Raw genomic sequence first — 13,543 nt, 5'->3', positions numbered from 1 at the left:
GAACGATCGACCCCCCAGCCTACTTGTCAGGCGCGGGCGGCCCGCCCCGCCCGTTCCACCAGGAGCCAGCCGCCGAGCGCCATGGCAACGGCGGCGGGCGCGGTGACGCGTACGGCGACCAGCACCGCGGACCTCCCCTCCAGCATCCCGCCGAAGCCGACCATGGACAGGCCGAGGACGCCGAGCAGGCACAACGTGATGCCGAGGGCGGCGACCGGACCGCCGGAACCCGAGCCGGGAGCGGTCGGCGCGGGGCGTTCGAAGGTGCGGAAGACGGCGACGAGCAGCGCGGTCACGGCGACGGCCGCGACGATACGCGGCGGCACCTGCGCCCACCAGGCGCCGGTGGCCGGCTCGGGCAGCGTGACGCCGAGCGCGAGCATCGCGCCGTACACGCCGAGCATGGCGGTCAGGTGCCACAGGAACGCGGTCATGGCCATCCCGTTCGCCGCGACGACGGTCCGCCAGACCCGGGCACGCCCTACGAACCGGGTGCCGGGACCCTTGAGCAGCTCCACAGCGCCGACCAGCCACAGCCCGTGGCAGAGCAGGGCGAGCGTGGGCGGGGCCATGTTCGACACCTTCTCGCCGGGCATCCCCACCATGGACAGCGGATACGGCCCGAGGGCGACGAGCGCGGCGGCCCCCGCGAGTCCCACGGCGGCGAGCGCCGCGGGGACGCGGATGCGGCCGTCGGCGCGCAGGAAGCCCAGCTGGTGGACGGCGAGCCAGACGAAGGCGAAGTTGAGGAACTCGACGAAGGGCACGCCGAGCGCGAACCGCAGGGTGTCCACGAGCGCGGCGGCCGCGACGAGCGCGCCGAAGGCCCCCCACCCGTAGCGCTCGTGCAGCGCCAGCAGCGGCGGGGTGAAGGCGACCATGGCGAGATAGATCCCTATGAACCACAGCGGCTGTGCGACGAGCCGCAGCGCGACGCCCGTCAACCCGCCGTCGCCGCCGAGAAGTTGCACGACGAGAGCGGCGGCGCCCCATACGAGGATGAAGACCATGGTCGGCCGCAGCAGCCGCTGCAGCCGGGCCCGCAGAAAGGCGGCGTACACGGACCCGCCGGCCTGCTTGCGGCGCAGGGAGCGGTAGGAGAGGGCGTGCGAGAAGCCGCCGACGAAGAAGAAGACGGGCATGATCTGCAGCGCCCAGGTGACCACCTGCAACTCGGGCACGACGGCCAGCAGATTGCCGATCCCGTCCCCCGTGACGGCGGCCATCAGCCAATGCCCGAACACGACGGTCCCGAGCGAGGCGACCCGCAACAGGTCGATGTACCGGTCCCGCGTACCGGGCGTGGCAGCGGCGAGCTCACGAACGCTTGATCCCATGGCGGTACGGTCCCGCGGTCTGTCGGCCCGCCGTGAGGGCGCTCGTACTCAGTTGCGCCCTGAGTACGCGTGCGGGGGCTGCTGCGCGGAGCTTGCCCCCACCCCTCCCCCTACGCCCTGGCGGGCGTGGCGGACCCCCACTTCCCGAAACCGGGGCGGGCCCCGGGCCCCGTACCGCTTCGGCGGTGTCCTCAATGTCCTCAATCGCCGGACGGGCCGAGAACCGGCCTCGTGGGGTCCCCCGGACGAAGTCCGGGGGAGTTCGAGGCTCGGGGGTCCGAAGGCCGAGCCACCGGTTTCAGGTCAGCCGCGCAGAACGGTCGCGCCCGCGGCCGGCGCCCCTGCCACCCGTGCCGTGCGGCACGTCCCCGACGCCAGCAGCGCCGAGGCGACCGACCGCGCCGAGTCCTCGTCCTTCGTCAGGAACGCCGTCGTCGGGCCCGAGCCCGAGACCAGGGCCGCCAGGGCTCCCGCGGACGTGCCCACTGCGAGTGTGTCCGCGAGGGACGGGCGCAGGGACAGGGCTGCCGGCTGGAGGTCGTTCGACAGCGCGGCCGCCAGGGAGGGCGCGTCGCCGGTGCGCAGGGCGTCCAGGAGCGTGGACGAGGCCACCGGGTCCGGGACCTGCACGCCCTCGTTCAGGCGGTCGAACTCGCCGTACACCGCCGGGGTCGACAGACCGCCGTCCGCCACCGCGAACACCCAGTGGAACGTACCGCCGACCGCCAGCTCCGTCAGCAACTCGCCGCGGCCCGTGCCCAGCGCCGCACCCCCCACCAGGCTGAACGGCACATCGCTGCCCAACTGACCGCAGATGGAGAGGAGTTCGGCCCGTGAGGAGCCGAGGCCCCACAGCGCGTCGCACGCGAGCAGCGCACCCGCGCCGTCCGCGCTGCCGCCCGCCATGCCCCCGGCCACGGGGATGTCCTTGTCGATGTGGATGTGCACGTCGGGCGAGATGCCGTGGCGGGCGGCCAGCAGCTCCGCCGCCCGGGCGGCCAGGTTCGTACGGTCCAGGGGCACCTGGTCCGCGTCCGGACCCGAGCAGGTGATCGTCAGTGACGGCGCCGGCCGCACCGTCACCGTGTCGTACAGCCCGACGGCGAGAAACACATTGGCGAGGTCGTGGAAGCCGTCGGGGCGCGCCCCGCCGACCGCCAGCTGCACATTGACCTTCGCCGGCACTCGTACGGTCACGCTCACTTGCCGGCCTCCGCCTTCTTGGCCTCCGCGATCCGGGCGAACTCCTCGACCGTCAGCGACTCCCCGCGCGCCTGCGGCGAGATCCCGGCGGCGACCAGCGCCGCCTCCGCCTGGGCCGGTGATCCGGCCCAGCCGGCGAGGGCCGCCCGCAGGGTCTTGCGGCGCTGGGCGAACGCAGCGTCGACGACCGCGAAGACCTCCGCCTTCGTGGCCGTGGTGGGCACCGGCTCGGCGCGGCGCACCAGGGAGACCAGGCCGGAGTCGACGTTCGGGGCGGGCCAGAAGACGGTGCGGCCGATGGCTCCGGCCCGCTTCACGTCGGTGTACCAGTTGGCCTTCACCGAGGGGACGCCGTACACCTTGTTCCCGGGCCGCGCCGCCAGCCGGTCGGCGACCTCCGCCTGGACCATGACCAGCGTGCGCTCGATCGTCGGAAAGCGGTCGAGCATGTGGAGCAGCACCGGCACCGCGACGTTGTACGGAAGGTTCGCGACGAGCGCGGTCGGCGCAGGCCCCGGCAGCTCCTGCACATGCATCGCGTCCGTGTGGACGAGCGAGAAGTGGGAGGCCTTCTGCGGCATGCGCGCCGCGATGGTCGCCGGCAGGGCTCCCGCGAGCACGTCGTCGATCTCGACCGCGACGACCCGGTCGGCCGCCTCCAGCAGCGCCAGGGTCAGCGAGCCGAGACCGGGGCCGACCTCGACCACGATGTCGTCGGGCTCGACCTCGGCGGTGCGCACAATCCGGCGGACCGTGTTGGCGTCGATGACGAAGTTCTGGCCGCGCTGCTTGGTGGGGCGTACGCCCAGCGAGGCGGCCAGTTCGCGGATGTCGGCGGGGCCGAGGAGTGCGTCGGGATCAGTGGTACTCACCGATACAGCCTACGGCCGCAGTGCGGCCATGGACTCGCCCCCCGTTGCACATAGAGCTTCTTCGCCCGGTACGTCTGTTCCGAGGCGGGTGCGTCCTGCGGCCGCCCGGTGCCGCCGAGGGAGCGCCAGGTCTCGGTGTCGAACTGGTACAGCCCGCCGTAGGTCCCCGACGGGTCGACCGCGTCGGGCCGTCCACCGGACTCGCACTGCGCGAGCGCTTCCCAGTCCAGTGCCTCCGCGCCCTCCACGGACAGCGGCAGCGGCTTGATACCGACCTTCACCTGCTGGGTGACGGGCTCGCGCACCACCTCCTCGGCGATCTTCTTCGGCTTCTGCCGTACGCCGTTGACGCTCCGCAGGGCGTAGGTGATCCGGCGCGCACCGGGCGCACCCTGCCGTACGACGACCTCGGTGCCCGCGAACACGGTGGCGTCGAGGGTCCGCTCCACGGAGAACGCGACGGGTTCCTCGCGCACCTGCCGGGTGTCGGTGATGCGCATGACGGTGATGGTCTGGCCGTCGCGCGGGAAGGAGGAGGGCGGCACGGACGTGGTGTCCTGGCCGCGCAGTTCGATGCCCGACTCGGCCAGCGCCTCGTACACCGTGGCGGCGTTGGTGCGGATGGTGCGCGCGTGCCCGTCGGCGAGGAAGGTCACGGCCCGCTCGGTGCGCACGTCCAGCGCGAGGCCGGTGCGCTTGATCGCCGTGGACCGGGAGACGGACAGCCGGGCACCCTCGGCGCGCACCCCGAGCTGGTGCAGTGCGCCGTCGACCGTGCGGGCGGTGGTCCACACCTGGCGGCGCTGCCCGTCGAGTGTGAGCATCAGCGGTCTGCCGTAGCGGACGACGACCTCGTCGCCGCTGGTGAGGGCCTCGCCGGGGGCCGGGGCGACGATGTCGTGCGCGCCGACGGCAACGCCTTCGTCGCCGAGGAGCTCGCGTACATCGTCGGCGAAGGTGTGCAAGGTGCGCGGAGCGCCGTCGACGGTGAGCCGCACGGCCTTGTCGGTGGCGACGAAGGCGGAGGTGCCGCCTGCCAGGAAGGCGACGACGAGGGCCTGCGGGACGAGCCGGCGCAGGGCATCGGGCCGCTCGCCCGTCCGGCGGCGGCGGGCGGCCCTGCGGGCCTCGGCCCGTCCGCCCGGCGCTTGCACGGCGGCCGGGGTGCTCTGGCGCGGCAGCGACGACTGGTCCCTCACGTCGAGGTAGGGCACGGTGGGCGCGTAGGCAGCGGCCGACCGGGAGTCGACGGCTGTCGGCGCGTAGGCACTGTCGTACACGGTCGGTGAAGAGGACACGGCCGGTGAAGGGGCCGGGGGCTGCGGCTCCGCCCTCCCGGTGGTGCGGCGCCCGCCGCGTGCGGCACGGTGACTGCCCTGCGCATTGCTCACGATGCTCCGTAAGGTCCGGTCAGCCATTGGCACCGGGACAGTAGCGGAGCGACCGTCACTCTCCAAAGCCACTCGAACACACAGCGTTGCGAGTCGCGCGCGCGGACGAGTCGGACGAGTCGGCGGTCGAGTGAGTGGTCGAATCAGTAGTCGAAGGCGCGCGCCGAGTTCGCGGCGATCGCCGCGGCCAGCGTGTCCTCGTCCAGCCCCTTCACCGCCGCCATCGCCCGCAGCGTGACCGGAATGAGGTAGGGCGCGTTCGGCCGGCCGCGGTACGGCGCCGGGGTGAGGAACGGCGCGTCCGTCTCGACGAGGACGAGTTCGGCGGGCGCGACGGCCAGCGCGTCACGCAGCGGCTGGGCGTTCTTGAAGGTCACATTGCCGGCGAAGGACATGAAGTAGCCGGCGGCGGCGCACACCTCGGCCATGTCCGCGTCGCCCGAATAGCAGTGGAAGACGGTGCGCTCGGGCGCACCCTCCTCGGCGAGGATCCGCAGCACATCCGCGTGCGCCTCACGGTCGTGGATGACGAGCGCCTTGTCGTGCCGCTTGGCGATCTCGATATGAGCCCGGAACGACCGTTCCTGGGCGGCCATGCCGTCAGGTCCCGTACGGAAGTAGTCCAGGCCGGTCTCGCCGACGGCCTTGACCTCGTCGAGCGCGGCCAGCCGGTCGATCTCGGCGAGCGCGTCGTCGAGGGCGCTGTCCCCGCCGGCACCGCGGGCACCCTGGCGCGACCGTCCTCTCCCAGCCCCAGGGGGCTGGGAGGTGCCCCCCTGGTCCCCCAGAACGATGCGCGGCGCCTCGTTGGGGTGCAGCGCGACCGCGGCGTGCACGCTCGTGTACTGGGCGGCTGTCTCTGCCGCCCAGCGCGATCCCTTGATGTCGCAGCCCACCTGCACCACCGTGGTCACACCGACCGCGGCGGCCCGGGCCAGCGCCTCCTCGACGGTGCCCTCCTGCATGTCCAGATGGGTGTGCGAATCGGCGACCGACACACCGAGAGGTTCGGGCAGCGGCGGCGGGGCGGACTTGGAGCTCATGGGCGCGATCCTACGAGGCCCGCGCCCAGGCCCTCACGGGCGAGCCCTTACTTGCGGTGGTGGAAGGGGTGCAGGAGATCGGAGAGGTGCCAATGGCGGCCTTCCGCCTGCTGCTGCGCTCCTACCGGCACGGGCTCCCCCGTACTCCCGCCCTCGACCGGTTCCACCGGGGAGGCGGGCTTCTTCTCGTGGCTCGACATCAGGTCCAGCACCGAGGAGACCTGACCGGACCGCATGATCCGTACGACGTGCCCGCCGCAGTTGAGGCAGGTCGGGCTCGACAGCGGTGACGGCACACGCTCACCGCCCGCCTTGTAGATGATGAATTCCTGGCCTGTGCCGTCGACGTGATGCTCGATCTCGTAGGACTGTTCCCAACCGTGGCCGCAACGCATACAGGCAAAGGCATACGCCTCATGGACCTTGGCGCTGCCTGCGATCTCAGTCATGCCAGCTCCTTTCCACCGGTCCAGTGGACGCCTGTTTCGGCGGGAGCGCATCAGCGCCTGTCGATTGATGGAGCGGACTTTGGTGTTCCCATGCTGAAAAGGCCAGGACACGGTCTGCGCTTTGCCTTTTACGATAGTCCTTTACCGTCCGCGGAGGCCGATCGAGCCGCATTCTTTGCCGCGACGACCGCATCGAACACCTCGCGTTTGGGCAGTCCCACCTCGGCGGCGACCGCCGCGATGGCCTCCTTGCGCCGCTCCCCCGCCTCCTCGCGCACCTGCACCCTGCGCACCAGCTCGTCCGCGTCGAATTCCGCGGGAGACGCGGCGGGTGCCCCCTCCACGACGACGGTGATCTCACCGCGCACGCCTTCGGCCGCCCACGCCGCGAGTTCACCGAGGCCACCCCGCTTGACCTCCTCGTATGTCTTGGTGAGTTCACGGCACACGGCGGCGCGGCGGTCGGAACCGAATACTTCGGCCATTGCGGTGAGCGTGTCGTCCAAACGGTGGGGGGCCTCGAAGTAGACGAGCGTGCGCCGCTCGCCGGAGACCTCGCGCAGCCGGCCGAGCCGCTCGCCGGCCTTGCGGGGCAGGAAGCCCTCGAAGCAGAAACGGTCGACCGGGAGCCCGGACAGGGCGAGCGCGGTCAGCACGGCGGACGGACCCGGCACCGCCGTGACCTTGATGTCCTTCTCGACGGCGGCGGCCACCAGCCGGTAGCCGGGGTCGGACACGGACGGCATGCCCGCGTCGGTGACCAGCAGCACCCGGGCGCCGCCGGCCAGCGCCTCGACGAGCTCGGGCGTACGGGCGGCCTCGTTGCCCTCGAAGTACGACACCACCCGCCCGTGGGTGTGCACCCCGAGCGCCTGGGTGAGGCGGCGCAGCCGCCTGGTGTCCTCGGCGGCGACGATGTCGGCGCCCTCCAGCTCGGCGGCGAGCCGGGGCGGCGCGTCCGCAACATCGCCGATGGGGGTCCCTGCGAGTACCAGCGTTCCTGTCACAAAGGCCATCCTCCCAGGACCGTACGCACGACTCGCACAGCCGTGTTCCCTACGATGGCGCGGTGACCAGTACCGCGCCTCAGACCCTTCAGGGCAAGGACGCCGCCCCACAGCCGCCCGGCTGGGAGCAGCGGCTGCGCAGATTCGGCTATGCGCCCCGGCGGGTGACCGGGCTGCGCGAGCGCCTGGTGCCGCCGTACACGCGGCCCTCCGAACGGCTGTGGCCGGTGTTCGGCATCCGCCCGGGAGACGTGAACCCGCTGCTGAAGATCTTCGCCTGGCTCGGCCCGCTCCTGGTGGCCGCCTTCGCGGGTGTGCTGCGGTTCTGGAACCTCGGCAAGCCCCACGCGGTGATATTCGACGAGACGTACTACGCCAAGGACGCCTGGGCGCTGATCAACCAGGGGTACGAGGGCAGCTGGCCCAAGGACATCGACAAGACGATCCTGAAGCCGGGAGGGGCGGACGTCGCGATCCCCACCGACCCCGGCTATGTGGTGCATCCGCCGGTCGGGAAGTGGGTCATCGGCCTCGGCGAGAAGATGTTCGACTTCACGCCGTACGGCTGGCGCTTCATGGTCGCCCTGCTCGGCACACTGTCGGTACTGATGCTCTGCCGGATCGGACGGCGGCTGTTCCGCTCCACGTTCCTCGGCTGCGTCGCGGGTCTGCTGATGGCGGTGGACGGCCTGCACTTCGTGATGAGCCGTACGGCACTGCTCGACCTGGTGCTGATGTTCTTCGTGCTGGCGGCGTTCGGGGCGCTGGTCGTGGACCGGGACCGGTCGCGGCGCAGGCTGGCCGCGGCGCTGCCGGTGGACGCGGACGGGGTGCTGCGGCCCGATGCGACGGTCGCGGAGACGCTGCGGCTGGGCTGGCGCCCGTGGCGGCTGGCGGCCGGCGTGCTGCTGGGCCTTGCCGCGGGCACCAAGTGGAACGGCCTGTACGTGATGGCCGCGTTCTGTGTGATGAGCGTGCTGTGGGACGTCGGCGCACGGCGGACGGCGGGCGCGGTGCGCCCCGTTCTGGCGGTCCTGAAGAAGGACCTGGTGCCGGCGTTCGTCTCGACGGTGCCGGTCGCGATCGCCACGTACATCGCGTCGTGGACCGGCTGGATCGTCACGGACAAGGGCTACTACCGGGACTGGGCGACCAAGGGCGCCGGCAAGGACAGCAGCTGGAGCTGGCTGTTCCCGGACTGGTGGCGCAGCCTGTGGCACTACGAGAACCAGGTCTTCGACTTCCACGTCAATCTGACCTCCGGGCACACCTACCAGTCGAACCCGTGGAGCTGGCTGGTGCTGGGCCGCCCGGTCTCGTACTACTACGAGGACGCGAAGCCGGGCACAAAGGGCTGCCCGGCGGACGCGGTCGACAAGTGCGCCAGTGAGGTACTGGCGCTGGGCACCCCGCTGCTGTGGTGGGCGGCCTGCTTCGCGCTCTGCTACGTCCTGTGGCGCTGGCTGTTCCGCCGGGACTGGCGCGCGGGCGCGATCCTCTGCGGCTTCCTGGCGGGCTGGGTGCCGTGGCTGCACTACCAGGAGCGCACGATCTTCCTGTTCTACGCGGTCGTGTTCGTGCCGTTCCTGTGCCTGGCGGTAGCGATGATGATCGGCGCGATCCTCGGCCCGCCGGGATCGGACGAACGCCGCCGGGCGATCGGGGCGATCGGCGCGGGCGTGCTGGTGCTGCTGATCATCTGGAACTTCATCTACTTCTGGCCCATCTACACCGGCCAGACGATCCCGCTCGACGAGTGGCGCAACAGGATGTGGCTGGACACCTGGGTCTAGCAGCGCAAACGGCGGGCCCGGCACCTCGTGGTGCCGGGCCCGCCGTCGTCGTTGGTGGTCGTCACCGGCTGTCCCGGACCGTCCCCCTTGACGGCCCGCACACGGCCCGGGCTCTACGGGAACGGCTCGGCTCCAGGCCGGCGCAGCTGAGGCGCACCAACGCGCAACGGATCTTTGCGCCAACGGAACCGGACCCGAGGTCGGGGACGTCTCCGCAATCCTGGATACGCTCTGGCAAGGTCGGCCCGGGACGCGAAGTCACGTGGCGGCCTTGCCGGTCGGTGCACTTGTGGGGGACTGAACGTGAGTACTGGGCAGCTCGAATTCCGTGGATCCTGCGGACACGCCATGACGGTCCCGACCCCTCAGGCGGGCACCGATGTGCGCTGCCCGCACTGCGAACAGGTCGTACGTGTCCCGCCTCCGAACGTCCCCTACGCCGCCCCTGTCGTCATCCAGGGCGCAGAGCCCGGTGCGCTCCGCGTGGTGTACGTGGCGGCGCTCCTCCTCGGTCTGGCCGCGGCGGCGGTCATTTACCTGGTCGTGTTCGACGAGCTGTCGGAAGAACAGCTGGTCGGCATCACGCCGTTCTGGTTCTTCCCCATCGTTTTCGGCCTGTACGGCTTCGTCTCCCAGCGGCTCATCCGGCTCCTCGCTGAAGGCAGAGCCCGAACGCTCGCGGAGGCCGCCCGCGTGTTCATCGACATCGCCGGCCACTGGGCTGCGGTGGTGATGTTCCCCTTCCTGGTGCTGAAGTGGCGCAGTTCGCTTCTGGTCTCGATGGCCGCGGCGCTGTTCTGGGCCGTCCTCCTGTGGCTCTTCTTCGAGGTGGTCTTCCCCGCGCTGTGACGGGTGGACGGTCCACGGACAGCCGGCCGCTCGGGCGCCGGGAGCAGTTGCCGGGGCGAAGACGCCGGGAGGTAGCCTCACCGGCCCGTCACGGTGCCCGGCGAGCTGGGAGCTGATCGAGGCGATGCTCAGCCCTGCACCGCGAAGCGGCCCACCATTTTCGACGTGCGTAAAGCCTTGAGCTGAGCGCCACGGCTCCCCGGATCATCCGGTGCCGATGATGGCGGCCCGCTCTCCTGCCCCGCGTAGGACGGCATGTGACCCGCGTCGCGGTCCGATAACGGGCAACTCCTGCGTCACATCGGTCCCGTAGAGTCGCACGGACTCTGGGGAGGGGGCTGCACTTATGCGCAGTGGAGTGAAAGTCGCCATCGTCGGCGGCGTATTTGCCGTCGTCGCGGGGGGCGTCGGGTACGGGGGCTACAACCTGTACAACGGGCTGACCGGCAACAGCAGCGGGACCGGGGGTGCGTCCCAGGCCACCACGAAGAAGTCCGGGCCGCCCAGTGCGGAAGAGACAGAGACGGCCGCGAAGGAGTTCCTCGCGGCGTGGGCCTCGGGGCAGGGGGCCCAGGCCGCGCAGTTGACCAACAACGCGGCCGACGCCGAGCCGCTGCTGACCGGCTATAGCGAGCAGGCCCATGTGTCGGATGCCGTCATGACGCCGGGCCCGGCGGTCGGTGCGAAGGTGCCGTTCACGGTCAAGGCGACGGTGACGTTCGAGGGCAGGAGCAAGCCCTGGACCTACGACTCCGAGCTGACCGTCGTGCGCGGGGTGAACACCGGCAAGGCGCTGGTCGACTGGCAGCCGGCCGTCGTCCACCCGAAGCTGACCAAAGGCACGTCCCTGAGCACCGGCGAGGCATCGGCCCCGCCGATCAAAGCCGTCGACGACAACGGTGTCGAGCTGACGAAGGAGAAGTACCCCTCGCTCGGCCCGGTCCTGGACGCGCTGCGCGAGAAGTACGGGGAGGCCGCGGGCGGAACGCCCGGCGTCGAGCTGGCGATCACGTCCGCGGACGGGAACGTGCCCGCCCAGACGCTGCTGACGCTGGCCAAGGGGAAGGAGGGCACACTGCCCACGACCCTGGACGCGGGTGTGCAGGCGGCCGCCGAGCAGGCGGTGAAGAAGTACGGCAAGGCGTCGGTGGTGGCGATTCAGCCGAGCACCGGTGAGATCAGGGCGATCGCCAACAGCCCGGCGGACGGCTTCAACACCGCGCTGCAGGGTGCGCAGGCGCCCGGTTCCACGATGAAGATCGTGACGGCGGCGATGATGATGGACAACGGGCTGGTGAACGGGCCGGGTTCGCCGGTCGAGTGCAAACCGACGGTCTCCTGGATGGGCGTGCCCTTCCAGAACCTCAAGCGCTTCTCCATACCCGGTGCCACACTCGGCCAGGCCTTCGCGCGCTCCTGCAACACCGCATTCATCAAGCCCGTCAAGCCTCTGGACGACAAGGGGATCGCGGACTCCGCCCTCGGCGAGACCGCGCGGAAGTACTTCGGCATCGGCCTCGACTGGCAGGCGGGCATCACCACCGTCGACGGCAGCGTGCCCGACTCGACGGGCGCCGAGACGGCCGCCTCGTACATCGGACAGGGCAGGATCACGATGAACGCGCTCAACGTCGCGTCCCTGTCCGCGACCGTGAAGAACGGGGCGTTCAAGCAGCCGGTCCTCGTCCCGAGATCCCTCGACGACCGTGAACTGGCCACCGCTCAGCCGCTGCCCGGCTCCATGGCCCAGTCCCTGCGGCAGATGATGAGCACGACCGCGACCGCGGGGTACGGCACGGCCACGTCGGCCATGTCCTCGGTAGGGGGGAACAAGGGCGCCAAGACCGGTTCTGCCGAGGTCGACGGACAGGCAGCCTCCAACAGCTGGTTCACCGGGTACGCCGACGATCTGGCCGCGGCCGCGGTCGTGGAGTCCGGCGGGCACGGCAGCGACGCGGCCGGCCCGGTGGTCGCGCAGGTGCTGCGCGCCGGCTGACTCTCCGGCGCGGAACGAGGTCGCGTGGCCCGTACAGCTACCGCTAGCGTGCGGGCCATGAGCACTCACGACAGCGACGCCCACCCCCGTTTCTCCGAGGCTCTGCGTGAGCTCGGGCTCGGCGTACCGGTACGCCGCTTCCCCGACGCCACGCGCACGGCCGCGCAGGCCGCCGCGGCCATCGGCTGCGACGTCAGCGAGATCGTCAAGTCGCTGATCTTCGAGGCGGACGGAGCGCCGGTCCTGGTGCTGATGGACGGCTCGTCACGGGTGGACGTGGAGCGGGTGCGGCAGGAGCTCGGTGCCGAGTCGGTCAAGCGCGCCGGAGCGGATCTGGTGCGGGAGACGACCGGCTACGCGATCGGGGGCGTACCGCCCTTCGGCCACCGTACGAGGACCCGTGTGCTGGCCGACCGCGGCCTGCTCGACCATGCCGTGGTGTGGGCGGCGGCCGGGACCCCGCACACGGTGTTCCCGCTCGATCCCAAGACGCTGATCGCACATGCTGACGGCACGCTGGTGGACGTCCGCGAGCGCACGGCGTGACGGTCTGGGTCGCCGCGGCGGTCCTGGCGGCCGCGGTGACGCACGCCGGATGGAACGCCATGGCCCACACCATCAGGGATCAGGTGCTCGCCTTCACGCTGATAGCCGGCGGCGCGGCGGTCATCGGGGCGCTGCTCGCCCCCTTCGTGCCGTTCCCGAAAGCGGAGGCCTGGCCGTATCTGATCTTCTCGGCAGTGCTGCACGTCGGTTACCAGGCGTTGCTGATGCGGTCGTTCAGCCTCGGCGACTTCGGCCAGATGTATCCGATCGCCCGCGGTACGGCTCCGCTGGTGGTGACTCTGCTGGCGGCGCTGTTCGTCGACGAGCGGATCGGAGGCTGGCAGCTGGCGGGCGTGGTCCTCGCCTCGGCGGGTCTGGTCGGTGTCGCCCTGTGGGGCATACGCGGCGGGGCCGCGCGCCCGCACTGGCCGGCGCTCCTTGCCGCCCTCGCGACCGGGCTGGCGATCGCGGCGTACACGGTGGTCGACGGTGTGGGTGTGCGCGCGTCGGGTACGCCGGCCGGCTACATCGCCTGGCTGATGATCCTGGAGGGCACCCTGGTACCCGCGTACGCCGTGTATCTCCACCGGGGCGCGTTGTGGGCCAAGCTGCGCCCGTACGCCGCGCGCGGCCTGCTCGGTGCGGCGATGTCGATAGTGGCGTACGGCATGGTGCTGTGGGCGCAGACCCGCGCCCCGCTCGCCCCGATCGCGGCGCTGCGTGAGTCGTCAATCATACCTGGCTCGTACCGTATTTGTCATGAGCCGATCTAAGAGCAAGGTGAGCATCACTCCCGGCGACGACGCGGCGATCTACTGCCGAATCTCGCACGTTAAGGACGACGATCAAACCGGCGTGGACCGACAGGAGCGCATCTGTCGGGAGATCGCCGAGCGGCTGCAATTACGCATTCTAAAACTGACGTTCATCGTTGACACCTGGGTCTCCGATCACTACGGAGATCCACATGTCGAAGTCCACCCCTCCGCTCGACCGCGAGGCCAAGCGGCGCCTGGCGGTCATACGTCACGTCGAAGAGGTCACCGGGAACGTCGCA

At 71.0% G+C, this 13,543-nt stretch carries 11 protein-coding genes and 1 pseudogene; 5 read left to right on the top strand and 7 right to left on the bottom strand.

What is annotated here, in order from left to right:
* Window positions 1-26: 26 nt before the first annotated feature.
* From ACFYWI_RS24670 to rsmI, 7 genes are all read right to left on the bottom strand, one after another.
* A complete protein-coding gene (locus tag ACFYWI_RS24670; protein WP_389236437.1) occupies window positions 27-1,337 on the bottom strand; it encodes an acyltransferase in 1,311 nt (436 codons plus the stop codon).
* Between the two features lie 303 nt (window positions 1,338-1,640).
* Window positions 1,641-2,540, bottom strand: coding sequence for a 4-(cytidine 5'-diphospho)-2-C-methyl-D-erythritol kinase (locus tag ACFYWI_RS24665; protein ID WP_389236435.1), 900 nt, complete (start codon window positions 2,538-2,540; stop codon window positions 1,641-1,643).
* Window positions 2,537-3,412 (bottom strand): 16S rRNA (adenine(1518)-N(6)/adenine(1519)-N(6))-dimethyltransferase RsmA, encoded by an 876-nt coding sequence (rsmA, locus tag ACFYWI_RS24660; RefSeq protein ID WP_389236433.1) that lies wholly within the window; start codon window positions 3,410-3,412, stop codon window positions 2,537-2,539. The genes ACFYWI_RS24665 and rsmA overlap by 4 nt, the downstream gene beginning before the upstream one ends.
* Entirely contained in the window at window positions 3,409-4,830 is a 1,422-nt protein-coding gene (locus ACFYWI_RS24655; RefSeq protein WP_389236431.1) for a ubiquitin-like domain-containing protein, read from the bottom strand. Before ACFYWI_RS24655 ends, rsmA begins: the two co-directional genes overlap by 4 nt.
* A gap of 116 nt (window positions 4,831-4,946) precedes the next feature.
* Window positions 4,947-5,846: a TatD family hydrolase gene (locus tag ACFYWI_RS24650; protein WP_389236429.1), complete on the bottom strand. Its 900-nt coding sequence runs from the start codon at window positions 5,844-5,846 to the stop codon at window positions 4,947-4,949.
* A 47-nt stretch (window positions 5,847-5,893) separates the two neighbouring features.
* The gene (locus tag ACFYWI_RS24645) at window positions 5,894-6,295 is read right to left on the bottom strand and encodes a hypothetical protein (RefSeq protein WP_389236427.1); all 402 of its coding nucleotides are present in this window, start codon (window positions 6,293-6,295) and stop codon (window positions 5,894-5,896) included.
* A 128-nt stretch (window positions 6,296-6,423) separates the two neighbouring features.
* Window positions 6,424-7,311 (bottom strand): 16S rRNA (cytidine(1402)-2'-O)-methyltransferase, encoded by an 888-nt coding sequence (rsmI, locus tag ACFYWI_RS24640; RefSeq protein WP_389236424.1) that lies wholly within the window; start codon window positions 7,309-7,311, stop codon window positions 6,424-6,426.
* 53 nt (window positions 7,312-7,364) lie between these two features.
* Here rsmI and ACFYWI_RS24635 point away from each other — a divergent pair, with 53 nt between their 5' ends.
* From ACFYWI_RS24635 to ACFYWI_RS24615, 5 genes and pseudogenes are all read left to right on the top strand, one after another.
* A complete protein-coding gene (locus tag ACFYWI_RS24635; RefSeq protein WP_389236422.1) occupies window positions 7,365-9,095 on the top strand; it encodes a dolichyl-phosphate-mannose--protein mannosyltransferase in 1,731 nt (576 codons plus the stop codon).
* Window positions 9,096-9,443: 348 nt separating this feature from the next.
* Window positions 9,444-9,944: a hypothetical protein gene (locus ACFYWI_RS24630; RefSeq protein ID WP_389236420.1), complete on the top strand. Its 501-nt coding sequence runs from the start codon at window positions 9,444-9,446 to the stop codon at window positions 9,942-9,944.
* 346 nt (window positions 9,945-10,290) lie between these two features.
* Complete coding sequence (locus ACFYWI_RS24625; RefSeq protein WP_389236418.1) at window positions 10,291-11,940, top strand: penicillin-binding transpeptidase domain-containing protein; 1,650 nt, start codon at window positions 10,291-10,293, stop codon at window positions 11,938-11,940.
* A 57-nt stretch (window positions 11,941-11,997) separates the two neighbouring features.
* A complete protein-coding gene (locus ACFYWI_RS24620; protein WP_389236416.1) occupies window positions 11,998-12,486 on the top strand; it encodes a YbaK/EbsC family protein in 489 nt (162 codons plus the stop codon).
* Window positions 12,483-13,232: pseudogene (locus tag ACFYWI_RS24615) on the top strand (EamA family transporter); the annotation flags it as partial. The gene ACFYWI_RS24620 and the pseudogene ACFYWI_RS24615, both read left to right, overlap by 4 nt.
* Window positions 13,233-13,543: the final 311 nt, after the last annotated feature.

The organism is Streptomyces sp. NPDC002889, assembly GCF_042888425.1.
GTDB lineage: Bacteria > Actinomycetota > Actinomycetes > Streptomycetales > Streptomycetaceae > Streptomyces.
The sequence above is the reverse complement of the archived record's forward strand: the minus strand, read 5'-3'. Positions and strand labels throughout refer to the sequence as shown.